This window comes from Paenarthrobacter nicotinovorans (genome assembly GCF_021919345.1).
Classification (GTDB): domain Bacteria; phylum Actinomycetota; class Actinomycetes; order Actinomycetales; family Micrococcaceae; genus Arthrobacter; species Arthrobacter nicotinovorans.
Genome location: NZ_CP089294.1, coordinates 91,641 through 117,441 on the forward strand (window position 1 = coordinate 91,641; position 25,801 = coordinate 117,441).

Here is a 25,801-nt window from a genome sequence, read left to right on the forward strand (position 1 = left end):
TCCCGTGAGGCTTTCATCTGTCCAGAGGCCGAACCATGCGATATCTGGGCCAAGGGGGGTCGAGGGGGATGTCGCTCCTAACCGCGGAGCCGTTCGCCCTTTGGATCGTAGAACGGCCGCCGGGAGACCTTCGCGGGGTAAAGCCGTCCCTTGCACTGGACCTCGAAGTCACCGGAGAGATCTGCATCAGGTTCAAGAGCGGCAATTCCGACTGCGCGTCCCAGCGTGTGGCCATAGCTGCCGCTCGTCATGCGTCCGACTGGAAGGCCGTTACAGTATACGGTCTCGTCATGTACGAACACCGGATCGGGGTCTTCCAGTGCTACATACACCGTTCGATGATCGGGCGCTGTGGGGTCGAGCTTGAGGAGGGCGTCTTTGCCTAGGAAGCCTCCCGGTTTGTCCATCGAGATAGTGAAACGAAGGCCTGCCGAATAGGGATCGTCAATGGGCCCGATGTCGTGACCCAGGTGCCTGAATCCCTTCTCGCTGCGCAGTGAATCCAAGGCGTGGTATCCGGCCAATTTGAGTCCAAGATCCTGCCCTGCTTCCCACAGCGCGTCCAGGACGTTGACTGCCATGTCGGCACTTGGGTACAACTCGTAGCCCAATTCGCCTACGAAGCTCACGCGCAAACTGTACGCATAGCCGTCTGCAATTTCTACCATGCGTCCGTGGGTGTATCTCTGTGCTTCGTCGGACCAGTCTTCCGGCGAAATCCTGCTAAGAAGTTCTCGGCTTTTCGGTCCCATGACTCCGATTGTGGCCAGAGCCGCCGTGCAGTCAAATACCGCGGCCGCTTTACCCCGAGCGATTCGTTTGAGGTATGCTGCCGTCTTTTGCTGGGTAAATGACGGGGTAACGACCAAGAACCGGTCAAGGCCAAGACGAGTGATGGTTCCGTCTAGTTCGATCCCCGCTCGGTCATTTAAGAAGAGGGTATAGACCGCTTTATCGGTCTCGACGTCGATGTCTGCTGTTGCGGCCATCTGACACACCTCAAGAGCATCAGGACCAGCAACTTCGAATTTTGCAAAAGGACTCAGATCGAAAAGGACCACGCCCTCACGCGCCGCTTTATGTTCTTCGGCGACACGGTCGAACCAGTTCGGGCGTCCATAGCTGTAGTCGTAGGTGGGAGAGGTTCCCGGGGCCCCGTACCAGTTTGCCCGCTCCCCACCGTTAACTTCACCAAAGCAGGCCCCGAGCTCAGCGAGGCGCGCGTGAAGGGGCGTTCGACGGACGTTGCGGCCAGTTTCCATCTGCAAGTTCGGCCAGTGCATTGCATAAAGTCGACCAAGGCCCTCCTTAGTTCGGGCCTTGAGATAGTTTCGGTTGTTTTGGTGTCCCGAAAAGCGCTGCACGTCCACCGCGGATGAGTCAAAACCGGGCGTACCTGAAATGACCCACTCCGCCAGCTCCTTACCTATGCCGGGAGCAAAGATAATCCCCTGAGAATTGAAGCCTGCTGCCACGAAGAGATTGGAAAGTTCGGAGGTTTCACCCACGGCAAAGTTGGCGTCTGGGGTGAAGCTTTCGGGAGCGTTCAGGAATCGGTCGAATCCCGCCGAAGCAAGTGCCGGCACTACCCCTTCGGCCTTCGCTCTGATCGGAGCGAAGTGTTCCCACTCCGGTCCGAACTCGGCGAAGCCGTTGGAGGGAATCTCCTCAACGGGGCGTGGAAGCCCGTCAGGCTCGAATGCGCCAACCAAGAGCCTCCCGGCCTCGTGACGGATGTAGTAGCTGTTGTCTAGATCCCTATATACGGGCAGCTCAGGGACAGCCCCGTCAATTTCTGCAGATCGGACGTGGATGTGTTCGGCGGCGTACAAGGGGACCTTCACCCCGGCGGTGGCCGCGAGATCACGAGTCCACAAACCGCACGCCAAAATCACCCGATCGCAGTGCACGATTCCTTGATCCGTGAGTACGCCGACGACGAGATCGCCCTGACGAAGTACCTTGTGTACGGCAACGTTTTCGCGTATTTGGGTCCCAAGGCTATGGGCGAGTTTAGCGAGAGCCACTGTTGCGTGACCCGGGTTGATGTGACCATCGTCAGGCAGCAGGAGCGCTCCGGCAACCCCTGAGTAGGTTGCGAGAGGCCACAATTCCTTGTATCGGTCCTCAGTTAGCCATTCAGTTCTTACGCCCTGCTGGTCGGCCACGTCCTTTGCATAAAGAAGCTCGTCAACGCGACCGGCGGTTCGCGCAACACTGAGGGACCCGCAACGCTGAAATGAGACGTCCAGCCCGGACATCTGCTCGAGCCGGCTATAAAAGTCCAAGCCGTACTTGGCCAGCTTTGTCATAGTCGTGGTCCCGCGCGCTCCAGTGACCAAGCCTGCGGCGTGCCAAGAGGTGCCGCTGCCCAGGACGTTGCTCTCCAAAAGTAGGGTGTCGTTCTCACCCGCAGCTGAAAGGTGGTAGGCAATGCTGGCACCGATAATGCCGCCACCGACCACGACTGTACGGACGTGGGTCGGCAACGGGTCATGGGAAGTAGCTGTAAACATGCTGGCGCTTATGTCGCGGTCGACAAGCCTGTCCATCAGGGTCTCATTTCTACTCAGGTCGATGTACGACTCTGGGCAAGGGTAGTTGTGCTTAGTTGAAGACGACGGTGCGGTGGCCGTTCAGCAGGATCCGCTGTTCCGCGTGCCATTGAACGGCACGGGACAGTGCAAGTCGCTCAGCATCCTGCCCTGCCACTGCGAGTTGAGCTGGACTGTAGTCATGTCCAACTCGAAGAACTTCCTGTTCGATGATTGGTCCTTCGTCCAGTTCGGCGGTGACGTAGTGTGCTGTCGCCCCAACGAGTTTCACCCCGCGGTCAAATGCTTGGTGGTAGGGTTTGGCGCCCTTAAACCCTGGAAGGAATGAGTGGTGGATATTGATGGCCTTGCCAGCAAGTTCGCGGCAAAGATTGTCGCTAAGGACCTGCATATACCGGGCTAGAACGGTCAGTTCCACTTCATGTTCTGCAAGGAGAGCCAGCAGATGTTCCTCTGCTTCCTGCTTGGTTTCCGGCGTTACCGGAATGTGAAAGAAGGGGATTCCATGGGCATCTGCAACTGGCTGAAGAGTCGCATGGTTCGAGGCGATGAATGGAAAATCCACTTTGAGTTGTCCTGAGCGCCAACGGAAGAGCAGGTCGTTGAGGCAATGCTCGGCTTTGGAAACCAGCAGTGCAACCTTGGGTCGATCAGAGGCGTCGACCAAGGTCCACTCCATCTCGTATGTGGAGGCCACCGCTAGAAACGCGCTTTTCAGATCGCCAATGGATACAGTTGCTGGGCAGGAGATGTGCACGCGCATGAAGAATCTGCGTTCCGCGGCATCGTCGAACTGCTGACTGGCAAGAATATTGCAGCCATGGGATACCAAGAAGCCTGAGACAGCGTGAACGATTCCAATCCTGTCTCTGCAGCTGAGTGAAAGAATTACTTGGCGGAATTGGGCGTTTTCCATGGGGCTCCTAGGGGGGAGGTTCGTACGTGGGGGTGCCCTTGCGAGGAGGGACGGTTCGGGCAGTGCCTATAGATAGGCCTACGCCTGCCAGCTGCACCTGCATCGTGTGTTGACCATACGCGCCAGAACGGGCCCCTTCCATGCGGTGTTTGTCTGAAAAGACCATGGTTTTGGTACTAAGGTCTAAACTGCGACTTTGATACGTCACAGTGGTGGGGCGGCTTGCGTTGCAGCCTGCCGAGCGGAGCGTGGCCTGGGCTGGGGACGCAAAACCTTCGAGGGAGTCGTTTTGCCACTGCCCCTCACCTTCGCGCCAGCGCCGGAAGAAATGCATGAAGCCAGCGACCGGAGGTGGCATCGCTGGCAGCTATACCCAGGTGATCAGCTCGGCAAAAAGGAGGCCTGGCCTCAAGCTCATGGACCGCCTACATCGTGCTGGTCTTAGACCCTCAACCGCTGTCACATGGCTTGCTCAATCAGTACCTGTCGACGTGCTGCTGCTTCCCGGGCCCAAACTCAGCGGGTACCACCCACCTTCAACGGCCCGTTGGATTCAGCCCCGGTGAAGTTCCCAATTTCACAATGGGTCCTTGTTGGATGTTCCCCGCATCTGTTCGGACAGATGCGGGGAACGAAGCATGGCTCCCTTCAGCTCACTGTCCTCGTGGGTCTCTTTTAGAAGGTTCATTGTGGTAGCAGGAGGCTCCCGGCCGGGGTTGGACGGGAGCCTCCTAATTGCGCGCTATTTGGGAGCGGGCGCTACTCGCCGCTGCAGTTTATGCAACCTGCGCCTTGACTCCTAGGGAGATCATGCAATGCGCCCTAGGCGGAAATCGAGGTCCTTCTTTTGCTGCGGACAGATGCCACAAAGCCGACGAGGAACACCGCGACTGTTCCGATCATTACATAGGGTAATGCGCTCAGGGGCCCCGGCGCTGGGTACAAGATTCCGTTTACATAGAGCCACAGAACAGTTGCCGACGCCAGAGCAGCGCCTATGTTTACCAGAACCGATTTCCGCGGACTGAGGCGATTTAGCAACACCGCACCGCCGATGCAGATGAGGAAGTATGGAATTACCCAGAAGTAGACCAACAGGGTGGCAATGTATCCGTAAATTTCCAGGGGGGTGGATGATGTCAGCCAGAGCATTACAGGGGGGCCAACGAGCGAGGGAACTCCAAGGAAGGCAATGGCTGCCAGCGGACTCTTGTAACGCTTGCTGACTTTGGTTAAGGCAGAAGGCAGGAGGCCGTCAGAAGCCGCGCTGACAACGACTCGCGACCCGTAGTTGAAGAATCCAATCAGGCTGGCAAAGACGGCAGCAGCCAGAACCAGGTCGCTGATGTTCGATAGAAAACCTACCCCTGCTGCTTCAGCAAGCACCGCATTCGGTGAGACACCAAGGGCAAGCTGGTCAGCAGAATCGACAAGAGTCGGCACCTGGATAACTGTGGCAGCAAGGAAGGCCATACCGAGGACGACGGGGATCACCATGATTGCCCGAGGAATCGCGCGGGTAGGGTTTCTGGTTTCTGCGCCAAGGGCCGCGCTGCTTTCGAAACCGATGAAGAACGTCGAGCCTATTGCTAGACCTTGCAGGAAACTGTTGAAGGTGAAGTCGCTGAGACTAAGCTGGCTCGCCAGGTCAACATTTCCGCCGAATGCCGTTGCCACGGTAATGACCAACATAACGGGCACAGAAACGACCGTGAGGATGACGCTGGAACGGACTGATACGTCCAATCCTCGATAGGCGATCCCCATAGCTATCAGCGCCGCTAAGACGTAAATTACCAGTTGTATCTCTGGTCCTGCTGCGCTAGAAACGCCCACGGACATGAGGAAACTTCCGACATAGAGACCCAGTGAGACGACTAGGACCATGACTACAACGATGTAACCTGGGACCATCGCCGCCGCGATGACGAGCGGGCTCCACGAGCCAAACACGTGCCGAATATAGGAGTAGAGCGACCCAGTTCCTATAAACCGTCGGGCGAACGCAGTAACGAATAACCCAATGATGGTGAATGCCACAACGGAGGCAGCCATAGCCAGCCACGACGAACGCCCTGTGTAGGCGGCGAGGAAAGCGGGGACTGCTGAAAGACCGACGGCGGGAATAAAAGAGGATATTGAAAGCCCCATCACCTGCGGGCCGGTGAGGTGTCCCAACTGTAGATCTGCATGGGCTATATCTTGAGGAGGTGGTGCTTGGCCACCGTCCGCCGATGTTCCTGTGATATCAGAAGAAGAAGATTGCAAAGGTGTACGCCTTTCAGGTGAGTCGCGGTCACACGACCACGACGCTTAAGCGGCTTCTTCGAACCTGTCGAAGAAGTCGGTTGGGAAGATGCGCCCTTGCACCTACCAGATGGCGACTTGGGTTCGGATTGTGGTTGCGACCAATTCAGTCTTGTATGCTCACCGAGCCAGTTCGCCAGCAATGTTTTCGGCTGTTCAAGCTGTTTAGCCTTCTAACAGCGTTCGATACCAGCGGGAGGGGTTGAGTCGAGCTGGTCTCACAAATGACGGCCACGCTCCGATGCTGTGGGAATACTTGTGTGGCCGGTGTCAGGTCAGTGCACGGTGCCTACAAAGCTCCCTAAGGGTCATGGCTGCCTGCGTGTGACACACCTTACGCATCCGTTCCGTGAGCCAAAACTCGACAAGAGACCAAAGTTTGCGAAATATTCGTGTTGGCGTACTAGAGAGTTACCTCATACACGAGTACTAAGATGCCCGTATGGAACAGCAAGTGCTGACGGTCAGGGACCTCGTTACCGCTCAAAGCCTGGGTATGAAGGTACTTTCTGGCGCCGGCGGCCTTGACCGGCAGGTTCTATGGGCGCACAGCTGCGAGTTGAGTGATCCCGACCGCTGGCTTGGTCCGCACGAGTTACTCATGACAGTGGGCCTGTGTGTTCCGCATAGTGCCGTGGAACAACGGAACTTCATTGTCAAACTCGACGAGGCCGGCCTTTCCGGTGTTGCCCTGGGGGATCACAACAGCCTCCCCCCACTCACTCGGGAACTATACGAAGAAGCAGACAGACGTTCTTTTCCTGTACTTCTCACGAACCAGGCCACTCCCTTCGCAGCAATTGGGAGAACAGTTGCCGCTGCTACCGCAACCACCCAAACCATGCAAGTACTCAAGCTGAGCAAGCTCTATCAGTTGTCCACTTACGCCCGTACTGACCCGTTACGGATGATGAACGACTTACAGGCTCTTCTAAGGGCGGGTCTCAGCGTCTTCGATGTGCAAACCGGCCTAACGATTGTAGAAGGGGCACCGCTAGAATTTATGCCCACGTCCGTCCGGGAACGTACCTATGCGCTCCCGGGGGACAGCGACTCCAGGCTCATGATTTCCGAATATCCCGGCGAAGAGGTGAGCAGCTTCCTGCTAATCCATGTCCTGCAGGTGATAGATGTCGCGTTGAGCCAACTTCTACGGTCACTTCGCCGCCGTTCCGAACGGTCGACTCAAATGCTTGCGTCCATTTTTGAAGGGCGTAGCCCTGATGGGTTGGGGAGCATTCTGGGTCCGAGCGGTACTTCGTCAGGCTATCAATTCGTTGCAGTGGCATTGGAAGATAGCGAAAAGGTAGCCCGGGCCGCGTCCATCAAGTCACTGCCAGTTCTGGCCGGGCCCGGAAGCAGCTCGTTTTTTATCCTGATGCCTGAGCAGAGTCGAAATGACGTCCGGAACTTGCTCCACGGCCTCGACGTCCGGGCCGGGGTATCGTCAACCTACCTCGACTTGCGGGATGCTAAAGCTGCTGCGGATGAAGCCGCAAAGATCTTTTCATCTGGTGGGACGAACGGTCTATGGACGGACTTCACCGGGGTCCCGGTATCGCTACTAACCCGCTCTAGAAAGGAAGCCTCGGCCATAGTCCAACAGGTATTAGGTAGACTCGCGGGTACGGATCCTAAAATAACTGTTCTGCGTGAAACGCTGTTTGCTTTCCTTGCCAATGACCGTCGCTGGAATGAAACGGCAGCCGCTCTTGGCATCCACCGGCAGACCTTGTCCTATAGACTCACCCGGATCAAAGAGATCACCGGGCGGGATATCGCGTCGTCAGCGGATCTGTCTGCCTTCTGGCTTGCGTTTCAAGCCTGGCCCTCCTTCTCGGACAGATCCGACTGAAGACTTCCGTCATTCACGAGTTCCTCGTTCCAGGCTGTCGTAGTGACGGACATTGTCTAGGGCACCGCTCATACACCCTGCGAAGGGCGTCTTCCAAAGAGCAGGTTCTACTTGCGATCCAAGGAATCAGACAAAAGGGTTTCTTGTTTTTGGCTTTCCCTATCATGACTGCCGCTTCCCGAACGTCTAATGTCGAAGAACAGGGCTTGTTGTTGAGTGCACCTGTGAGCAGCAAAATCGGCTGACGCGACTCGCCCCGGTTCCTGCTCCGGTTATCCCTGCTCTTACATAGGAGCCTTCCGTATCAGCAGTCGAGCTCCCTTTGTCCCTCAACACCCTCGTCCACCAACGCGTGGCCTCGAGGAACAGAAAGGTTACCCCATGATGACAGCCGCCGTTCCGGACGGGCACACTTTAGATCCCCGCTTACGCACCCTCACCCCAGGACAGCACCCGCGTCTTGCCCTTGAACCTGCCGGTTCTGGTTGCGAAGAGCACCCCTGCAGATTCTGCAACTTGCCGGAAACGGATTGAGCAGCCAACGAAAGCAAGTTAGCGGTGCTGCTGTCACGGACAATGGCTTCCCCAGAACCCGCCTCATCCCGTCGGTGTTCTTAGGACTACTTGTGCAAGCGAAATCGAGAAGTGAGGGTGTGCAATTAGGCGGTCTTGTTTTTCGCTGGTCGTCGATGTGTCAAACGTGTCGGCGCCGCCGCACAAAAATCGGTTTTGACCGCGGTGGATGTCGCGGACGCTGCGGACGTTCTTGGCGTCGGAGGTGACGTCCTTCCCACAGTTTTACCGCTCAGATGTTCCCTTCTTCGCCTTACCACCAGTGACGGCAGCCCGCTGCTCCGGCCCACAGCAACAGGTGTACGATCTTGGGCCGTTGGGACGTGGAGAGAAAGCTGGCGAAAGCACCATCGGCCTCTGATGCGAGATGGGGGCATATCGCAGGCCTTCAAGCTGTGTGGAGTCAGTGGGCTGGTTGTTTGTTTGGTTCGGGAAGGTTGATTCCTACGTAGGTTTGCGGTGCTGGTGTGGTGGGTCGGTCTCGGAATCTGTGCGGGTACTGGTCGTAGTAGCGTTGCAGGGTTTGGTCGCGTTCCTTCCGAATGCTTTTCCATGTGCCGTCGTGGACTTGCGCTGAGGAGAACAGGGCGATGCCGGAGTGTTCGTGCTTGGTGTTGTACCAAACCCAATTCCCATTTACAGGCGCCCTCGTGTGGTTCATCGTCGAGGTATGCGAGTGGCCGGAATTCTCCCCTCAGACGCTCCTGACCCGCGGGCCGGATGGGCCGAGCGCCTGAAGCTGATGCCCATTCCGGTGATGGGGCTCGCGCCTCAACCATCGTTGGAGGACACCGACAGCGTTGGTGTGACCTATGGCCAAGATGATCGTGGGTACAACGAGATGACGGCGAGCATCACCTATACGCTCTGGCGAAACCCGGATGACCACTCAGACCCGGTAAACCTCGCGGACCTCAACGAGAAGACACGCAGATCGATCGAGGAAGTTCCGCCATGGCCGCGGCCCCCTTGGCTGATCGAGTACGTGGAGCGCCTGCGTTACCCGCAACTTGAGGAGGCCGTGCGAACCACCTGGCACCGTGATCCATCCGAGCGTTCTTCGGTTCGAAGCCTGTTGGTTGACCATGTCAACCACATCCTCATGAACCAATATCGGCAAGAGCTCTGGCCGGGCAGCAACCCGTGGGACCAGCACGCCCCCACAGTTACCGGCCGGATGGTCAACAGCCAGGCCAGGACCGTCATCAACGGAGTCGATATGCCCGGTGCAGAGGTCGATACGGACCCGTTCGTCTACGGTATCGGAGCCCAACTGGCAGGCGGCGGCGTGGTGACCGCTGTGCTTCCCCGCACTGAGCTCAAGCACATCCAAGTCCAATTCATGCCCCGGACCTAACGGTTCCATTCCAAACACAGCAACACCAAGCTTGACGTCGCCCCCTAGGGGAACCTCGTCCGTAAGCCGATCCCCAACCGGGTCAGCGATCCAGTCCATTGGCGGGGCCGGGACGAAGGATGCATGGTCGTTGGCGGTAACGGGTGGCCAGTGTCGCCCCGAAAGGGGCCGTCATCGACATCGATGAGACCGATCTCGCCGAGGCTTTCTAACTGCCCGGCGCTGACCTTTCCAACGAAGAACTGCTGGTCCAGGTCATTCCCATCCAGTCTGACGAATTCACGTTTATGTCCTGTTTCCTTGTCCACCACCGCAGCCAGCTCGCCAAGGAAAGGGACGGAAACAAGTATTGCACCGAATGCGAAGGCTGAACCATTTCACCTGCTCGAAGGGCGACGGCTGACCCTGGGAAATATGTGGACAGGGCTGCAGCGCAACAGCAGTCCCAGCGTCTCCTCGACCTCACGAACCCGACGCGCCGGCCCCGGACTAAGCTTCACCACCTGGATGGGAAACAACGCATTCCGCAGCTTCCAAACCTGTCACAGTCAGCCCTTTCTAACGCGGACCACTCGCCATTCGTGCGGGCCATGTTCCCATGCTCTCGTGGAATCAGATTCGGTCGAGGTCACCCTCCTGGATCATCCGCCGCCACTTCCGGAACGTCCACCGTGTCCCGTAGCGCCACACATTGCCCGATATATGGCTGATGTCCACAACCGGCACGCTGCGCGATTGCCATGCACAGTTTCACCAACTGCTCATATCGGGCATCGGAGGCACTGGACTTCCTAGACACATATTAGGTCTACCGATGAAACTCCTAAGTCGCTGAGGTTAACTCCAAGCCGTAGGAACGGTTCAATTTTGGCCCGTCACCGACAATGGCTTTTATTCACGCAAAGACACCTTCCGCCCTTTGTGTCCGCTGCCTGGCAGAGACCAAGACCGGAAGGCGGCAGGTCGGTCATTCTTCCCAGCCAAGTCCATTGGTCGTCGCGAGAGGGGTGCTTGCATTCGGCACATTCTGTCTGTCCGCTGCCAAATAGTGCCGTACGTAGTCGATCCATCCGGAATAGGAAAGCCATAGTGGAACGTCCTTCTGTTCAGAGAATCAACCTAAACGTGCTTTTGAGACCCACGAGAAATAGGTGGGGTGCAGGCTGCGGGGCATCGTCCTACAGGAGGCGATACATCTGCTCGACGGTGTCTACGTCCTCACCGGTAGATTCATCACTGCAATCGATAAGATCTACGAGCCACGGTTTCTGGCGTAAGAAAACCCTGGCTCCGGCATCACCGGAAACGGTACTGGCCACTGCTGGCCGAAGTCCTGCATCGATGACCATTGGATGACCTCTTCGGAGCACCCGAGGGCTGTCTAACGATGAGTACGCAGCCGAACTGATGCGCCCCGGCCGGTGGGAGACGAGTAGCCGGCCAACAGTGGTGACGCTGAGCCCTGGTTGATCTACCAGAGCCACGAGGATGTGGTTCTTTGTATGTGCAGCAGCATCACCGGCAAGGTAGGAACTTCCCATACCTGAGGACCAGTCATGGTTCACCACTATCCGATAGGGCTCAAGGTTTGCACGGGCGCACACCGCTTGTGCATTCGCTCCAAGAACAATTACTACCTCATGACAGCCGCCGACAAGCATTGTCTCGGCGGCGTCCTCAACGAGGGTTCGTCCGCGGTATGGCAGGAGCGCCTTCGGACCACGCCCAAGACGTTTTCCGGCGCCGGCGGCCAGCAACACTCCCGTCACACACGGCAAATCCGTGTCACCCACCGTGAGGTTCCTGTTCGCAAGATGGAAGGACTGTCAGATCCCATTGCTTGGTGCGATCCCGACGCAGTCGATAGTCAGTACAAAAGATTAGCCTTCTCTCCCCAAGCCCTTCTAGGCGAATCCAGATGATGCCAAGGGAAGGAGCGCTCGTGTCCACGACGCCGGAGTAGGGTAACGTGCCATCTTCACACACCTGGATCTGGTCACCCTGCCCCAACATTTGCAGATCAAATAGCTGGCTTTCGTCGAAGTTGCCGGGTGCGGGATTTTCTACTGACTTTGAAACTGCCATGGTCTTGTTGTCCACCGGGTTTTGCCAACTTCGGCTGTCTTCAGAAGGTTGCATTGCTAGCTCTTTAAGGTTGGACATTGCTAGGCCGGATCCGAGTGCACAGCGCCAGTGGAGTCGCGCAGAGGGCGGCCACTCCCCTGCCAACGCTTGGCTATTATTTCGGCCACAACTGACACTGCTGTTTCCTCCGGTGTCCGGCCGCCGAGATCAAGTCCGATGGGACTATGAAGCTCGGCAATTTGCCGCTCTATCACTCCAGCCTCCAGAAGGCGGTTTAGCCGATCTTCATGGGTCTTTCGTGAGCCCATAGCGCCTATGTAGGAGGGCCTGCATGCCCCCTCCAGCCGCAGGGCGATTTCCAAGACAGGGACGTCGAACTTGGGATCATGGGTAAGAACGCAGATGACCGTGCGGTTGTCCACCTTTCCCTGTGTCACTTCCTGCTGAAGGTAAACGTGAGGCCAAGATACGATCACCTCGTCCGCACCAGGAAAGCGCGCGGTGGTCGCAAATACAGGGCGAGCATCGCAGACGGTCACATGAAAGCCCACCATTGACCCAGCCCGCGCGACTGCTGCTGCAAAATCGATGGCACCAAAAATGATCATTCTGGGCTTGGGCTGATAGGAAGAAACAAAGACCTTTGTTCCGGTTTCCATCCGTTCCCCGCTGGGACCGTACGTGAGCACCTTGGATTCACCCGAAGCCAGCAGGCCTCTCGCATCGTCGGCAATCGCATGGTCCAGCATGTTATTGCCGAGGGTCCCGCCAGTATGGGCTGGCCAGACTATTAGCCGCTTACCCAGCATTTCTGGCTGGTCATGTTCGACCACGGTAGCAGTGGCAACGGGGTTGCCCTTCTGAACGTCCTGAATGATCGTTCGTAATTCTGGGTAACTTTCTTTGGTGACTCGTTCAACGAAGACGTCGATTGTTCCGCCACAGGTCAGTCCTACGGCTACAGCGTCATCGTCGCTATATCCAAACCGTTGCAGAACAGGAGTACCGTCTTCAATGACCTCCTGCGCAATTTGGTAAACAGCTCCTTCGACGCAACCCCCGGAGACTGAGCCGACGGCCTCCCCCGGGGTGCTTACGGCCATCGCAGCGCCCGCTGGCCGGGGGGCCGATTTAGACGTGCTGACGACTGTGGCGAGGGCGAAGGTTTCTCCGTGCGTCGTCCATTCTGCCAGTGCTTCAATAACGTCACGCATGTGCTATCCGATCTGCTAGGTCCCTAAAAGCTGCCATGGTGTGGCCGGCGACCAGGGCATCAACGTGCGGGAGAACGGCCTTAATGCCGCTCTGTATAGGTTCGTATCCAGACTTTCCGCGGTGGGGGTTGGCCCAGATAACACGATGAGCCAAACCATGGAGGCGGGAAACCTGACGGGCAAGATCCCTGGGATCCCCACGTTCCCATCCGTCACTGGCGATCACCAGCACAGAACCTCTGAGCATTGCGTGTTGTCCCCACAGGGTAATGAAGGCCGCTAGGGCTTCGCCCAGTCGCGTGCCTCCGGACCAATCGGGAACGACGAGTCCAGCGTCCAACAGTGCGACCTCCGGATCCGGGTGCTGCAATGCCGAGGTCACTCTGGTTAGGCGTGTGCCGATAGAAAATACTTCTGTTGTGTCGGACGCGCCAGCTAAAAGGCGGTGACCGAAGCGGAAAAAGCTGTCAGCATAGGCTTCCATAGATCCTGAAACATCTACGATCAAGACGACTCGTCGGGGCTTATTCGTTCGGAAGCGATATTGCAGGCGCCCTGGTTCGCCGCCTCTCCTCAGATTGTCTCGGACAGTGTGTGCCGGATCGATGCGCTTGTGGCGATGGGTCCGCTTGTAACGCGCCCTTCTCAGCGGTTCTCTAACAGGTAGAGCAGCAAAGGCCTCCGCAAGATAACTCTTTTCCTCCGCTGACATGAGTGCCACATCTCGGTGTTGCAGGGATTCATCTTTGCTAGCCAGTGCAATCTGCTGCTCCAATTCCGGCTGAGGGCTGTCGCCGTCTGCTGCGTCGGGAAGGCTTGCTTCCTGTCTCTCCGAAAGGGGCACAGGAATCGGCGATTCCGATGAAAACCACAGGCGGAATGTCCGGTCGTAGGGCCCGAAGTCAGACCTGCTCCTACATAACGTCGCGCGTCCGGCCCAGAAGACCTCGTCGCGACGCTGAAGATCCAAAACGCTCAGAGCCTCGAGGTAAAGCTGGGCCTGTTCGGCCCCTATGGTCATCCCCTCATCTCTGAGAGCACCTACGAAACCATAAAAAATTTTCAGACCTACTTGTGAAGACATCGCCAGTACCGTTCACGTTAGGTAGGAAAGACGGTTCTTAGGGCGTTCAAGATAAGCTCCTGGTCGTCTTGGTCTTTGCAGAGGGCGCCAATTGTCAGGCTGGCACTGTCGGCGTCGATGTCACTTCCGCCAAGGCGGTTCAAAGCCTGGGCCCAGTCAAGCGCTTCGGCTACCCCAGGGGAGCGTCGCAAACGTCCCTGATTGCGCAAGGACTGGACTACGTCCACCACCTGCTGCGCTAGCTTCTCATCCACGCCGGGCAGCCGTGTCTTGATGATCTCCAACTCACGGGCCGGTTCTGGGTGGTCTATCCAATGAAAGTAGCATCGCCGTTTCAGAGCCTCGTGTAACTCTCGGGTCCGGTTGGAGGTCAGGATCACGATGGGTGGAACTTTGGCGGTGATAGTACCCAATTCGGGTATAGATATTTGGTTTGATGCGAGCACTTCCAGGAGGAACGCTTCAAATTCATCGTCAGCTCGGTCAACCTCGTCGATGAGGAGAACGGCCGGTCCACTTTGTAAGGCCCGAAGAATCGGACGAGGCAGCAGGAAACGTTCGGTATATAGGGACTGCTCTAGTTCCTCCGCACTCGTTGTCGAATTTGCTGCCTCCAGTGAGCGTAAGTAAAGAATCTGACGTGAGAAATCCCAGTCATAGAGCGCTTGGGTGGACTCGATGCCCTCGTAGCACTGCAGTCGGATCAACGGGATTGCCAGCATCTTAGCTATTGCTTCGGCCAAGGACGTTTTTCCCGTGCCTGGAGCACCTTCAACAAGCAGCGGCTTGTTCATCGCAACAGATAGAAAGACGGTGGTGGATAGACCCTCGTCAGCCAAATAGTTGACAGCCTTGAGCCGCGCAGCCATCTCACCGGGACTTTCCGGTTTGGTCACTTTGTCGTTACTCATTGTCTCGCCTTGCTAGTCGGTTTTCGAGGTGTGGCATTGCGGCTTTTTGCGGTGTCTACTTATGCAGGTGCTGAATACCGCCAGTAGAAGGGCGTCCACCGGCCGTACCAACCGTAAGAACAGCCGATTCCGGGATGCCCCGCCCTACCCGAATCGGCAGGACATCCCGGCCGAGTCTGCTCGGATTAGACCCTTACTATTCCTACAAGTGGCTTGCGATCACGGTCTTGCCCTTAGCAGCCCAGATATCTGCCCGCCGGTCGTTCAGCACCGGGAACGAACTTCGCAGTTCGTTCAGTGAATCGAAATTGAGAGTTGCACGGAGAACGGCTTCCTCTTTGTCTGCCTGAGCGAGGATATCTCCGTTGCCATCCACAATCTGACTGTGACCACCCAGCTCCACCTCCTGGTCAACCCCCGTCATGTTGCATTGCACGACAAAGGATTGGTTTTCGATTGCTCGAGCGCGACCCAGAGTCTGCCAATGCTGAATTCGCGTAAGTGGCCAGCATGCTGGTATCACATTGAGCGCCGTACCTTCTGCTGAGATGTGTCGATATAGTTCGGGGAAGCGAAGATCGTAGCATGTGCTGAGCCCAGTGATGGCAGTGGCTCGTTCTGTCTGCAGCTCCACCACCCTGGGTTCATCTCCCGCTGCTATCAGCTTTGGCTCTCCGTCGGAAAAGCCGAAGCGGTGGATCTTTTTATAGGTCGCCCGGAGGGATCCGGTCGGGTCAAAAAGAACCGATGTATTCCACATGTCAGAAGCAGCGCTGCTTGGTTCCGTGACCATGAAAGAGCCGGCGTGAAACCAGGCCTTCTTGTCCCTGGCCACTTCGGACAGGAAAGTGAACACTTCACTTTCCAGCGAAATGGCGTTCTTTCGCCAGCTGTCGTAGGAGAACCCGCCATGAAGCCAGAGTTCAGGCAGGACGATCAGGTCCGCTTTGCCGACGCCAGAAACCAAGTCCTGGATACGCGAAATCCTGTCCTCGAGCAGCTCTGTTGAGTCAAATTTCACCTGAACAGCTGCTACGTCAAGTTGCCCTCTACTTGGTGCTAGTTCGCGCACTTCCATCAGGTTCAAGACCTTCGGTTGCTTCCTGCGGCAACACCGGCCGAGAAGACCGCAATCAGCGCAGCTACGATGGAAACGATTGCGGGCAGCCACTGTCCAACTGCGGGAACTTCGACCTGAGTGCCAGGGCCCTTTTTGGCGGCCCGCGTGTCCTTTGCCAGCTTGATGAGGTCCAGTACTTCGGATTCTGCCTGAAGAGGTTGCTTTACTTCTCTTCCGAGGGCTGCTTCAGTTTTTGAGAGCTCAGATGCTTCGCTGCTGCTCTCGCTTCCTGAAGTCATCTCTACAGCCAACCGTTGGGCGAATACTCCGAGGATGGCCGTGGCCGCTTCATTGATTACACCTCGCCCGAACTGAGCGATTTTACCTGTCATGTCCAGCTCGGTCTGAACAATGACGGTGGCGCCGTTTGCTTCCGGCTCAAGTCGGGCGGTGATAGTTGCGGACATATTTCCTTGCCCGCGAGCATCCTTCGCACGGGCCTGAATTACCGCGCGGCGGCCCTTTTCATCGACCTCAATGAATCGGGCAACGCCGACATACTCGGCCGTGATGGGCCCAACCTTGATTTTTGCCTTGCCCTCGTACTCGTCACCGTCAACACTGGTGATGGATGCTCCGGGAAGCATGGGGGCGATTCGCTGCAAGTCCAGCAAAACCGGCCACGCCTCGTCCGGGGGTACGGGCACGGTAAAAGTGTTGGTCATCTCCATGATGGTTTTTCCTTATTAAGAATTAGTGACGACGGATGGTTCATCCACTTTAGGGAGCCCAAAAGCAAACGCGGGGTTTCCGGGCTCAAAGCTTCCCCCGTGCTGCAGACGGGACGCCATCTTTTTCACTTTGTTGAGATAAGCGTGTCCCTGCTGCAGCTGTCTGGTTTCCCAACTCTGCAGGGACCCCCGCAGATCATGGTTCTTTGTGAAGACTTCGGCAAGGGTTCGTGCGTCATCACAAGCTTTAGCACCCCCCGCAGCGGCGTGGGGCCTTGGAGTCACCGCCGCGTCTCCGATCAACAGGACACGGCCATGAACCATGCGGTCGACGGTGGCATCTGCAACAACAGTCACGAATGGGGAGGAGGCGTTGAGTACGAGGTCCCTGAAGGGCTTGAAGAGGCTCTCGCCCTTACTGTGGAACTGACGGAGATTGTGGGGATTCAGCGAGTTGTTGTGCACCGATGTCGGGAGCCTGATGCCGCGAACGTCTGTCATAAGTTCGTCGAGGTCCGGTCCTTCAGCGACGTTCCAGTACCACTGAAAATTCAGACGCGGGGACTCGGCGTTTTCCCGTCCTGGAATCGGGTAAGCGATGAGGTGGCCATCGTCCAGAAGTCCATACGTGAACTTGTCGTTAAAGTAGTTCCACACGTCGTCGGCAACTTCGCCCGGCTGAAGCACGCCTCGCCAGGTGACGTAGCCCGCGTATGTGGGCTCAATACCCAGCAGGCGCTTGCGAACTACCGAGGCTCCGCCGTCCGCGCCGATCACCCAGTTCGCTTCGGCCTTTGTGCCATCTGAGAAGCGCATCTGCACTGTTTCGGAATCTTGGCTTAGGCCGACCAGGCATTTACTGGTGTGGTATCGCTCGGGTCCGAACAGCTCGTAGAGCCCCCCGTATATCGAGTCGTAGCTAGTGAAGCGCCAGTCTGCAGGAACGGATCCGACTCTTTCTCCAGTCAGTGCGTCCACATATTCCATGGATGATGACGGCACGCTGATGGAGTCCAGCTCAACGCCTTGCTCCAGCAAGTAATGAACAAGCTCCGGCTGGACGACAATGCCTGTGCCGAAGCCTGAGAGGGGCTGAGGTGATCGCTCATAGACATCGACGTCAACGCCAGCATCTCGAAGCATCAGCGCTGCTGTCAGCCCAGATATCGAACCACCAACTACCGCGATACGGTCGGTCGTGGGACTCATGCGTTATTCCTTAGTGCCATGGCGAGCGGGCGCATCGGGGCACCGCTCGCTCCCCGAAGACGGATAGGAGCAGCGATTAGGCAAAATTCCTTTACTCCATCCGCTGCCAGTTCCTCCAGATTCAACAGTTCCACCATGGGCACACCGGCTTCGGCAAGGAAGTGGGTATGCCCGGGAAGCCAGTTGTCCTCATGCTCCGACGGACCTACCTCTACGCACTCCTGGTCAGCACCGATTGCGGAAATGTTTTGGCTGGTGAGCCATCGGGCAGCATCCAGGCTTAGGCCTGGAGGGTTTCCAAGAGTCTTGGTTCCGTCCGGCCAGTAACGCATACGTCCGGTACGGACCAAGGGCACATCCCCCGTCTGCAGTACGAGGCCGGCTTTATCCAGTGCCTCTTCGATGTCTGCAACAGTGATCGCGTAGGAATCAGGGAGGCAGTCAACGTTCTTGAGACCAGCAATATCCAACAATACGCCGCGGGTGATGATTGGCGGGATCGTCTCCGCCCCGCCCTTGGTCCAGGTCCGGCTGCCCAGATTCTCTTCCGGCTTATACCCATTGTAGATCTGTCCGTCGACACCGAAGTGGTTCAACGAGTCAATATGCGTCCCGGTGTGGGTATACATGAAGACGACGTCACCCGAGTAGCACACGTGCCTGTTGACATCCTCGCCGACGCCGTTGAGGTTATCCACCACCGTGCCTTGAGGGGTGTGGCTCATGAAAATTTGGTAGCTAGGGTCACCGGCTCCCTGAAAGCTGGGCATGCCTACGAAGTAGTCAACACTGAGGTCATAGACCCGAGACGGGTCGGCCCGGTGAAGGACGTCGGCGCGTACAGACTCGTCAAGGAGGTTTAGTGCGCCCCGCTCGTCATCGGCGCCCCACGGGCTCATCCCGACCTTTACGTCTGCAGTCTGGCTCATCAGACGGCCTCGACTTCGTAATCAACCACAGCCCTGTCCGCGAACATCGGCATAAGTGTGGCGACTACCTCGAGGTGGAAGGGATCCGTGGAGTACTTGTCCAGATCAGCCCAGCTTGCAAAGTCAGAAATCAGAACTCCGTCCCACGGCGCACCGTTATCCCCGGGGTCGCCAGAGTGAGTGCCAATCTCCCAGCCCTGAATGAAACCTAGGCGCGGGGGAAGAGTGTTGAGAATTTCAACAATTTCCTCCTGGTTGCTGCCTTCAGCTACGCGCCATGCAAATACGTGTCGAACCTTAGTCATCAGTAGACCTCTCATGTGTGTCTTGGATTACCCGCCGGGTTGTGTCTGTTCAGTTTGGTAAGAGCAGCGAAGTTGTCCCACTGGCGGATTGCACAAGTTACCGTTCTGCTTTGTTCAAACCTTGACAGCGGCTGAAGATCTGCTCGGGGGTGACTGGCAAACGGTCAGTATGTACGCCATCGGCGATGGCATCATCGATAGCTGAAGCGATTGCCGCGCCGGCCGCAATGATGCCAATTTCCCCAAGGCCCTTGGCGCCAAAGGGGTTGTCCGGTGACTTGGCATCTTCAGTTACAAAACAGTCGACGTTCGGCATCTCCTGAGCGCTTGGCAACAAGTAGTCCATGAACGACGTCGTAATCGGCTGTCCATCCTCTTCGTAGAGGAACTCCTCGTACAGGGCGCCTCCAATGCCTTGAACCGCCGCACCTATGATCTGGCCCCTCGTGGTCAGGGGGTTGATTACCCTTCCTGCTTCCGTGGAAGTGGAAAAGCGAAGAATCCTATGACCGCCTGTGTCAGGATCTAGTTCGATTTGTACGAGTGTTACCCCGTATGGATAGTTCATGGCGTTGTTCATGTAGACCGCGTCCGCTGCTAGGCCGGGTTCATCATTGTCGGCCCTCGCCGTGAAGGGGTCCCTCGCCGCTGCGATCTCGTACAGCGAGATTTGCTGATCAGTGCCCTTGACCTTAAAACTGCCTGCAGTTAATTCGAGGTCGTCCGGATCAGCTTCCAGCATCTCACTGGCCAAGCGTCTGGCTTTTTCCACAACTGCAAGCGCAGCTTTGCGGGCAGCACCTCCAGCAAGAACAGTTGAACGGCTGGACCAGGAACCCACACCGTCCGGAATAAGCTCTGTATCGCTATGGACGATGTCAATGTTTTCGGGAGCGATCTGTAGCTCTTCGGCGACAATCTGGGCCAGAACCGTTTCGATTCCCTGCCCGACCGAGGAACCTCCGGTTTTGACCGTAACGCGGCCGGCACGGCTGACTTCAACGCCGCCGGTTTCGAAAAGCCCCAGACCTGCCTTATCCATCAGCACGCCGAGGCCTACGCCGACTTTTCGGCCATCCGCCCGTAGTCGTTTGGATTCCTCAAGCCACTCCGAGAAGTTTGCTGCCTCCAGAGCTTCGTTGAAATGCTTAACTACGTCTCCCGAGTCGAAGTGGTAGGGCTCGTGGACGATGTCAAGACCCGGTGTCCAAGGGAGATCTTCAGCCGTAAGAAGGTTTCGTCGGCGAAATTCCGTCTTGCTGAGACCGATTTCTGCACACGCCAGATCAAAGATCCGCTCTCGAGCGAAAGTGGACTCGTAGCGTCCAGGCGCGCGGTAAGCTCCGACAGGTGTTTTGTTGGTGAAGACGGCGTGCAGAGTAGCATCGTAGGCAGGGACCCGATAGGGGCCGAACACAATGCCGGCAGTAATGTCGCTGACTAGCGGCTCCGCCTGCCTGAAATAGGCACCATGGTTGTGGAAAATTTCGTCCTTCATACCCAGGATTCTGCCCTCAGCATCGAGCGCGAGTTCGAGCTTATGCACCATTTCCCGGGCATGGGACGTGGAAGTCATGTGCTCGACTCGGTCCTCAGTCCATTTGATCGGGACTCCCAACGTACGGGCTGCCCATGCTGCAACAACGTTTTCTGGGAAGACTCCGCCCTTCACCCCAAAACTGCCGCCGATCTCTACGTGTTTCATCCGTACGTTGACCTCGGGAAGATTCAGCATCTTGGCGATGATCCTCCGGTTGTCATGCACATGCACGGTGCCCCAGATGAACAGCGTGTCCCTTGCTGGGTCGGGCTGTACCACTACGGCCCGCGGTTCCATAGGTACACCGGAATGGCGGTTCGTGACGTACTTGTGGCGAATGACGTGCTCTGCTTCGGCGAAGGCGCGATCAATATCGCCGTAGGCCTTTTTGATGCGCGCACCTTCATTGCCGCGCCCCGGAAAGAGCTCGACCTTACCGGTCAATGCTTCTTCCGGATCCAAGAGGACCGGGAGCGGCTCATACTCGATAGAGACAAGCTCAGCTGCGTCTTCGGCAAGATAAGGATCAACAGCAAGTACAGCAACCACCGGCTGCCCCACATATAGCACCTTGTCTACTGCTAGGACGGGGTGACTGAAGTCCTCAATGTTTTCATAAATTTCGTGATATCCCAGCTCTTCCAAGAGAACCGAACCCAGGTGCCGCGTGTGCTCAGACGTGATAACCATTCGTACGCCTGGAGTCTTTTCAGCTTCAGTGGCGTCTATGGACACGATCCGGGCATGAGCCTGTGTTGAACGGACAATGCGCATATGCAATTGCCCGGGCACTCCCAGATCGCCAGCAAATGTTGCTGTTCCAGTGAGTAGCCGGCGGTCCTCCCGCCGCAGAACCTCCTGGCCTATCCATGCCTGTCTGTTGCCCTCGTCCGCGCCGGCTCTACCGTTGTCAGGGATGAGCGCTTTAGCCTTTGCCATCATGCGTTCAGTATGTCATCGGGCCGTCCAGCCTGGATGTTCAGGCATTGACAAAAACGCGGCCTAAGTCTCCGCAGTTAGTAGGCGCCCTCGCGCAGCTTCCATAGCATGATCATTTCGCAGACCCCTTGCGCGGGGTCACGGAAGTCTGACTATAGGGAGATAACGGTATGACTGTAACTTCGCAGGTGAAACCTGAAGATGAAATGCTGAACTGGGGGCGTCTTATCCTTGACGGCGTTTCCTACTCAGACATGGTGGGTGCTCGCGATAGGCCCAAGGAAATCACCTGGTTTGACTACTGGATGAGTCTCGCAAATGAGTATGAGCAGGAAGCGGAAAGGAAAGTGGCACTGGGCCATGACCTGTCCGCCGGTGAACTCCTGATGTCAGCCGCACTCTGTGCCCAGTACGCTCAGTTCCTCTGGTTCGACGAGCGCCGGCAGAAGGGCCAAGCTCGGAAAGTTGAGCTGTATCAGAAGGCAGCTCCACTGTTGTCCCCGCCTGCAGAGCGTCACGAGCTAGTCGTCGACGGTATCCCGATGCCCGTCTATGTGCGCATTCCGGAGGGACCGGGACCACACCCCGCTGTGATCATGCTTGGTGGTCTTGAGAGCACAAAAGAGGAAAGTTTCCAGATGGAAAATCTTGTGCTCGATCGGGGAATGGCTACTGCCACATTTGACGGTCCCGGCCAGGGCGAGATGTTTGAGTACAAGCGGATTGCGGGTGATTACGAAAAGTACACGTCCGCGGTAGTGGATCTGCTCACCAAACTTGAAGCGATTCGGAATGATGCTATCGGAGTGCTGGGGCGGAGCCTGGGCGGTAATTACGCTCTCAAATCTGCCGCCTGTGAACCGCGTTTGGCCGCATGCATTTCTTGGGGCGGATTCTCAGACCTGGACTACTGGGACCTCGAAACTCCCCTGACAAAGGAAAGCTGGAAGTACGTCTCCAAGGTTGACACTTTGGAGGAAGCAAGGCTGCACGTCCATGCGGCTTTGGAGACCCGGGACGTCCTTTCCCAGATCGCATGCCCGACGTACATCCTGCACGGGGTGCACGACGAGGTTCCACTGTCCTTCGTGGATACCGTCCTCGAATTGGTGCCGGCAGAACACCTGAACCTAGTGGTTGAAAAGGACGGTGATCACTGCTGCCACAACCTTGGAATCCGTCCCCGGCTTGAAATGGCAGACTGGCTCTATGATGTTCTGGTTGCCGGAAAGAAGGTCGCCCCAACAATGAAAGGGTGGCCCCTCAATGGATAAGATCAGGAAGATCAGTACCGCGACCGCGCCGCTTGAATCCTGGCAGCCGGACGGTGTAACCGTCCATGAGGGAAATCCCAATGGTCATGGGTTCACGCTTTTCGAACGCACTTCCTCTCCCCAGTTCGGCACGGGTATCTTCACTTCGCAGCCGAGCACAACAACCTATGAACTCACTGACAACGAGATTATCTACGTTGTCGAAGGCTCAGCAACGCTCACACTTGCATCCCAAGAGCCGGTTTCCGTGACTGCCGGCGATTTGGTATTTCTGCCGAAGGGGCACACATCTACCTGGGAGTTTCACGAGCCATTCAAGGAAATCTGGTTCTTGGTGGAATAGGAGATGTTAGCAGCGACGCCGTGAGCAGGTTCATTTACGGTGCAGGTTGCGGGAGGCCGGGAGATTCCTCCAACCCAGTAAGCTCGAGCTTCATGGCCTCGACCATCCGCGAAAGTCTGATGGCAACGGGCAATTCATCTCGCAGCACTCCCCTTGCACCAATTTTGCCCTCGATGAGTTTCAGTCGATAGGCGATAGTTCGGCTGTGCACTCCGAGGCGCTGTGCCGCGGACGCCGCATTCTGACCCGAAGCAAAATAGGCTTCGAGGGTTTCCACTAACCTGCTTGGGGGGTCTTGGTGCAATCCGAGACCCCCCAGTTCGTCGGAGATGAATGTGGTTACGGCAGCGAGATCGCGCATAGCCAACGCCTCGAGCATGACATCTTCATACCAAGTGACCTGAGTGCCCAGTTTTTGGGCAACCGAATCGGCCTCCAACGCCCGTCTATGGGAAACTATAAATCCGTCCACACCTTCGCTCAGAGTCCCAAACGAAATTCTGGTGTCCTTCGGCAAGGCGTTTGCGAGGACAACTTGCGGTGAGGGCAGCCGATTCGACCACTCGGCCCAAATATAGCCGGTCTCATCCTCGGCCGTGATAACAAGGGGGCGGATCCGAGAGGCAGTGCCCAGTGTCCGAGCAACAGCCTCCGTGCTTTCGCCAGGTACCACGGCTGCCAGGTGCCGGCCGGAAAGGTTATAAGAAAAAACCGTCGAATCGATTGGCAGCCCAGCGAGGAGAGCCCTCAGCGTCGATAGCTTCCTCCGGTTCTGGCTCTGCCTTGAGAATGCGGTGCTCTCCATTTGGTACGTCTCAATAATGGAAGCGGAAACTTTATCGTTCCAAGCGAAATGGCTTGCACTGGCGTGCCGCAGAACCTTTGACCGTCGGACGGGATCGGCGATGATTCGATGCGCCTCTTCCAAGACAAACTCCCACAAAGTGGCTTGGGCCGCCCTAGATCCCCTGAGCAGATGATGAAGGTCGACGCCCGCCCGCGCAGCCAGCCTCACCTCGCGAAGAGTTTCGTTGGAAGCCCTAGTGGCTCCTACGCGCCCCTGACCGATGTATTCGAGGACATCGCGCAAGGAAGCCGTGATGGTTTCCGATTCCGCCTCGGTAAGAGAGGCGTTACGTGTCGCGGTCGAATAGTCTTCGTACGCATACTGCAGTCTCGCCCGTATACAGTCATAGATTTCGGGAATCCTTGCCTTCACGGCAACGGAAAGTTCATCCAGTCCTTCCTCAATGGTCATACACTGAGACTATCAACAGAGCTCGCCTGCGCCGAGACTCAGGCGGCGCATGAATTTAGGAACATGATCCAGACACAACATCTATCGGCAGTATCGGTCGCCATTACATCGGACATAAATCAACTGTCCGACTCTATGGTCCGTCGACTCCATGATGATGTTCAGGCTGGTGTGGGCTTGGACCCTGCACTGGCGCAGCGGAGATCTGAGCGGCTGGCCGCGGCCCTGCTATCTATCAGCAGGGCCTTGTCCGGGTCAGAGGAACCAGACGACAAGTTTCTTGCCGAGGCCACCTTGGAGGCTCGCGAGACAGCCCAGGCCGGCGTGGATCTACTCGAGCTCATCCATACCTATCGAGTGCTGCAGTCTGCGACCTGGGATGTGCTCCTGGACCTTACAACTACTCTTATCCCGGATGCATCACAGCAATTGGAAATTCAAAAATGGGTCTCTCAGTTGCAGCATCGGTGGCATGACGTTGTAGTTGCCAACGTCATCGACGCGTATCGTTCAGAACAGCATCGGTTCTTTTACAAGTCGGAGGATCACCGGCTTAGAAATGAGTTGCGGGATTTCATTGCAGGACGGCGCACTGCCCGACCAAACACGGGGTACCCCTTTGAAGGACAACATTTATCCGTGGTGGCCTGGGGAAATGATCCAAAGGGTACCATCGACCTCGCCGCCACGCTGATCAACAGCGAAGTGCCTTTGGTACTCGAAAGCACCGGCGGAGCCTTTCTGGGCTGGTTGGCGGTAAAGGATGGACAGAATGCCGACGCGCAAGTCATTGAAGGGGACTTTCCCGACGGTGCACATTTGGCTCTAGGGTCCATTGATAAGGGGTTCTCCGGTTTCCGGCGCAGTCACCAGCGTGCTTGGAGGGCTTATAAAGTTGGCCGCTTGACCGGCGCACGGATAACCCGGTACACGGACGTGGCTCTCGAAGCTGTCTTCGCTACAAATATGCAGGCGGTGCGTGACTTGGTCTTGCAGCAGTTGGGCCCTTTGCTTGCTGACCCCCGCAAAGACATACTTTGCGACACTCTCCGGGCCTATTTCTCTGCTGGTTGCAATGCCGTAGCGGCTGCAGCAGCACTCCAGGTTCATGAGCGCACCGTTGCCTACCGGCTCAGATCCATTGAAGAACGGCTTGGCATAAGCGTTGCAGAACGTCATGTCGAGCTCCTCGTAGCCCTACGACTTTATGGCTTGCTGAAGTCAATCGCCGAGACCGACATCCTGTAGCGAACGGGAGCGTCAGGGCTGGTTCGTCGCGGGATTGTCTGTTCTAGATAGGTCGGGGTGTTGATTTGTCCCATGACGCAGAGCGCAAAGTCATACCAAAGGGGCAAA

At 56.9% G+C, this 25,801-nt stretch carries 20 protein-coding genes and 1 pseudogene; 6 read left to right on the forward strand and 15 right to left on the reverse strand.

The window, feature by feature from the left end:
• Nucleotides 1-77 precede the first annotated feature (77 nt).
• The 3 genes from JMY29_RS20565 to JMY29_RS20575 all read right to left on the reverse strand — a co-directional run bounded on the left by JMY29_RS20565 (nucleotide 78) and on the right by JMY29_RS20575 (nucleotide 5,739).
• Complete coding sequence (locus JMY29_RS20565; protein WP_016359432.1) at nucleotides 78-2,552, reverse strand: GcvT family protein; 2,475 nt, start codon at nucleotides 2,550-2,552, stop codon at nucleotides 78-80.
• Between the two features lie 55 nt (nucleotides 2,553-2,607).
• Nucleotides 2,608-3,471: a formyltetrahydrofolate deformylase gene (gene purU, locus JMY29_RS20570; RefSeq protein ID WP_016359433.1), complete on the reverse strand. Its 864-nt coding sequence runs from the start codon at nucleotides 3,469-3,471 to the stop codon at nucleotides 2,608-2,610.
• Between the two features lie 822 nt (nucleotides 3,472-4,293).
• Entirely contained in the window at nucleotides 4,294-5,739 is a 1,446-nt protein-coding gene (locus tag JMY29_RS20575; RefSeq protein WP_016359435.1) for an APC family permease, read from the reverse strand.
• Between the two features lie 481 nt (nucleotides 5,740-6,220).
• Here JMY29_RS20575 and pmfR point away from each other — a divergent pair, with 481 nt between their 5' ends.
• From pmfR to JMY29_RS20590, 3 genes and pseudogenes are all read left to right on the forward strand, one after another.
• Entirely contained in the window at nucleotides 6,221-7,633 is a 1,413-nt protein-coding gene (gene pmfR, locus JMY29_RS20580; RefSeq protein WP_016359436.1) for a transcciptional activator PmfR, read from the forward strand.
• A 1,243-nt stretch (nucleotides 7,634-8,876) separates the two neighbouring features.
• The gene (locus JMY29_RS20585; RefSeq protein ID WP_031217299.1) at nucleotides 8,877-9,563 is read left to right on the forward strand and encodes a hypothetical protein; all 687 of its coding nucleotides are present in this window, start codon (nucleotides 8,877-8,879) and stop codon (nucleotides 9,561-9,563) included.
• Nucleotides 9,564-9,724: 161 nt separating this feature from the next.
• Nucleotides 9,725-9,934, forward strand: a pseudogene (locus tag JMY29_RS20590) (DUF4193 domain-containing protein); the annotation flags it as partial.
• An 807-nt stretch (nucleotides 9,935-10,741) separates the two neighbouring features.
• Here the strand turns inward: JMY29_RS20590 and nboR are convergent.
• The 11 genes from nboR to kdhC form a co-directional block, all read right to left on the reverse strand.
• The gene (gene nboR / locus JMY29_RS20595; protein ID WP_016359441.1) at nucleotides 10,742-11,356 is read right to left on the reverse strand and encodes a nicotine blue oxidoreductase; all 615 of its coding nucleotides are present in this window, start codon (nucleotides 11,354-11,356) and stop codon (nucleotides 10,742-10,744) included.
• Entirely contained in the window at nucleotides 11,349-11,702 is a 354-nt protein-coding gene (locus JMY29_RS20600; RefSeq protein WP_016359442.1) for a hypothetical protein, read from the reverse strand. The genes nboR and JMY29_RS20600 overlap by 8 nt, the downstream gene beginning before the upstream one ends.
• Nucleotides 11,703-11,728: 26 nt before the next feature.
• Nucleotides 11,729-12,862 carry an XdhC family protein gene (locus JMY29_RS20605; protein WP_016359443.1) on the reverse strand — a complete coding sequence of 378 codons (1,134 nt, stop codon included), beginning with the start codon at nucleotides 12,860-12,862 and terminating at the stop codon, nucleotides 11,729-11,731.
• On the reverse strand, nucleotides 12,855-13,946 hold the full coding sequence (locus JMY29_RS20610) for a vWA domain-containing protein (protein ID WP_016359444.1): 1,092 nt from the start codon (nucleotides 13,944-13,946) through the stop codon (nucleotides 12,855-12,857). The genes JMY29_RS20605 and JMY29_RS20610 overlap by 8 nt, the downstream gene beginning before the upstream one ends.
• A gap of 17 nt (nucleotides 13,947-13,963) precedes the next feature.
• On the reverse strand, nucleotides 13,964-14,857 hold the full coding sequence (locus JMY29_RS20615; RefSeq protein ID WP_016359445.1) for an AAA family ATPase: 894 nt from the start codon (nucleotides 14,855-14,857) through the stop codon (nucleotides 13,964-13,966).
• 202 nt (nucleotides 14,858-15,059) lie between these two features.
• The gene (locus tag JMY29_RS20620) at nucleotides 15,060-15,935 is read right to left on the reverse strand and encodes a carbon-nitrogen family hydrolase (RefSeq protein WP_021474599.1); all 876 of its coding nucleotides are present in this window, start codon (nucleotides 15,933-15,935) and stop codon (nucleotides 15,060-15,062) included.
• A gap of 5 nt (nucleotides 15,936-15,940) precedes the next feature.
• Nucleotides 15,941-16,648 carry an SRPBCC family protein gene (locus JMY29_RS20625; RefSeq protein ID WP_016359447.1) on the reverse strand — a complete coding sequence of 236 codons (708 nt, stop codon included), beginning with the start codon at nucleotides 16,646-16,648 and terminating at the stop codon, nucleotides 15,941-15,943.
• 15 nt (nucleotides 16,649-16,663) lie between these two features.
• Nucleotides 16,664-17,857 carry a 2,6-dihydroxypyridine 3-monooxygenase gene (gene dhpH / locus JMY29_RS20630; RefSeq protein WP_016359448.1) on the reverse strand — a complete coding sequence of 398 codons (1,194 nt, stop codon included), beginning with the start codon at nucleotides 17,855-17,857 and terminating at the stop codon, nucleotides 16,664-16,666.
• Nucleotides 17,854-18,786 carry a cyclase family protein gene (locus JMY29_RS20635; protein WP_016359449.1) on the reverse strand — a complete coding sequence of 311 codons (933 nt, stop codon included), beginning with the start codon at nucleotides 18,784-18,786 and terminating at the stop codon, nucleotides 17,854-17,856. The genes dhpH and JMY29_RS20635 overlap by 4 nt, the downstream gene beginning before the upstream one ends.
• Nucleotides 18,786-19,091 carry a Dabb family protein gene (locus JMY29_RS20640; protein WP_181968429.1) on the reverse strand — a complete coding sequence of 102 codons (306 nt, stop codon included), beginning with the start codon at nucleotides 19,089-19,091 and terminating at the stop codon, nucleotides 18,786-18,788. The genes JMY29_RS20635 and JMY29_RS20640 overlap by 1 nt, the downstream gene beginning before the upstream one ends.
• 97 nt (nucleotides 19,092-19,188) lie before the next feature.
• Entirely contained in the window at nucleotides 19,189-21,573 is a 2,385-nt protein-coding gene (gene kdhC / locus JMY29_RS20645) for a 6-hydroxypseudooxynicotine dehydrogenase complex subunit gamma (RefSeq protein WP_016359451.1), read from the reverse strand.
• A gap of 167 nt (nucleotides 21,574-21,740) precedes the next feature.
• On the opposite strand from kdhC, the gene JMY29_RS20650 reads away from it, so the two are divergent.
• The gene (locus tag JMY29_RS20650; RefSeq protein ID WP_016359452.1) at nucleotides 21,741-22,844 is read left to right on the forward strand and encodes a 2,6-dihydropseudooxynicotine hydrolase; all 1,104 of its coding nucleotides are present in this window, start codon (nucleotides 21,741-21,743) and stop codon (nucleotides 22,842-22,844) included.
• A complete protein-coding gene (locus tag JMY29_RS20655) occupies nucleotides 22,837-23,187 on the forward strand; it encodes a cupin domain-containing protein (protein WP_016359453.1) in 351 nt (116 codons plus the stop codon). The genes JMY29_RS20650 and JMY29_RS20655 overlap by 8 nt, the downstream gene beginning before the upstream one ends.
• A gap of 34 nt (nucleotides 23,188-23,221) precedes the next feature.
• On the opposite strand, the gene JMY29_RS20660 is transcribed toward JMY29_RS20655, so the two are convergent.
• Complete coding sequence (locus JMY29_RS20660; RefSeq protein WP_016359454.1) at nucleotides 23,222-24,445, reverse strand: PucR family transcriptional regulator; 1,224 nt, start codon at nucleotides 24,443-24,445, stop codon at nucleotides 23,222-23,224.
• Nucleotides 24,446-24,508: 63 nt separating this feature from the next.
• On the opposite strand from JMY29_RS20660, the gene JMY29_RS20665 reads away from it, so the two are divergent.
• Nucleotides 24,509-25,693 carry a PucR family transcriptional regulator gene (locus JMY29_RS20665; protein WP_016359455.1) on the forward strand — a complete coding sequence of 395 codons (1,185 nt, stop codon included), beginning with the start codon at nucleotides 24,509-24,511 and terminating at the stop codon, nucleotides 25,691-25,693.
• Nucleotides 25,694-25,801: the final 108 nt, after the last annotated feature.

What these genes read in the sequence shown, in the direction of transcription:
- purU (WP_016359433.1), bottom strand. Translation starts at nt 3,471, where the DNA reads ATGGAAAACGCCCAATTCCGCCAAGTAATTCTTTCACTCAGCTGCAGA.
- JMY29_RS20640 (WP_181968429.1), bottom strand. Translation starts at nt 19,091, where the DNA reads ATGACTAAGGTTCGACACGTATTTGCATGGCGCGTAGCTGAAGGCAGC.
- JMY29_RS20655 (WP_016359453.1), top strand. Translation starts at nt 22,837, where the DNA reads ATGGATAAGATCAGGAAGATCAGTACCGCGACCGCGCCGCTTGAATCC.
- JMY29_RS20660 (WP_016359454.1), bottom strand. Translation starts at nt 24,445, where the DNA reads ATGACCATTGAGGAAGGACTGGATGAACTTTCCGTTGCCGTGAAGGCA.
- JMY29_RS20585 (WP_031217299.1), top strand. Translation starts at nt 8,877, where the DNA reads ATGCGAGTGGCCGGAATTCTCCCCTCAGACGCTCCTGACCCGCGGGCC.
- JMY29_RS20620 (WP_021474599.1), bottom strand. Translation starts at nt 15,935, where the DNA reads ATGGAAGTGCGCGAACTAGCACCAAGTAGAGGGCAACTTGACGTAGCA.
- pmfR (WP_016359436.1), top strand. Translation starts at nt 6,221, where the DNA reads ATGGAACAGCAAGTGCTGACGGTCAGGGACCTCGTTACCGCTCAAAGC.
- kdhC (WP_016359451.1), bottom strand. Translation starts at nt 21,573, where the DNA reads ATGATGGCAAAGGCTAAAGCGCTCATCCCTGACAACGGTAGAGCCGGC.
- JMY29_RS20625 (WP_016359447.1), bottom strand. Translation starts at nt 16,648, where the DNA reads ATGGAGATGACCAACACTTTTACCGTGCCCGTACCCCCGGACGAGGCG.
- JMY29_RS20665 (WP_016359455.1), top strand. Translation starts at nt 24,509, where the DNA reads ATGATCCAGACACAACATCTATCGGCAGTATCGGTCGCCATTACATCG.
- JMY29_RS20610 (WP_016359444.1), bottom strand. Translation starts at nt 13,946, where the DNA reads ATGTCTTCACAAGTAGGTCTGAAAATTTTTTATGGTTTCGTAGGTGCT.
- JMY29_RS20600 (WP_016359442.1), bottom strand. Translation starts at nt 11,702, where the DNA reads ATGCAACCTTCTGAAGACAGCCGAAGTTGGCAAAACCCGGTGGACAAC.
- JMY29_RS20615 (WP_016359445.1), bottom strand. Translation starts at nt 14,857, where the DNA reads ATGAGTAACGACAAAGTGACCAAACCGGAAAGTCCCGGTGAGATGGCT.
- JMY29_RS20605 (WP_016359443.1), bottom strand. Translation starts at nt 12,862, where the DNA reads ATGCGTGACGTTATTGAAGCACTGGCAGAATGGACGACGCACGGAGAA.
- dhpH (WP_016359448.1), bottom strand. Translation starts at nt 17,857, where the DNA reads ATGAGTCCCACGACCGACCGTATCGCGGTAGTTGGTGGTTCGATATCT.
- JMY29_RS20565 (WP_016359432.1), bottom strand. Translation starts at nt 2,552, where the DNA reads ATGGACAGGCTTGTCGACCGCGACATAAGCGCCAGCATGTTTACAGCT.
- JMY29_RS20650 (WP_016359452.1), top strand. Translation starts at nt 21,741, where the DNA reads ATGACTGTAACTTCGCAGGTGAAACCTGAAGATGAAATGCTGAACTGG.
- JMY29_RS20635 (WP_016359449.1), bottom strand. Translation starts at nt 18,786, where the DNA reads ATGAGCCAGACTGCAGACGTAAAGGTCGGGATGAGCCCGTGGGGCGCC.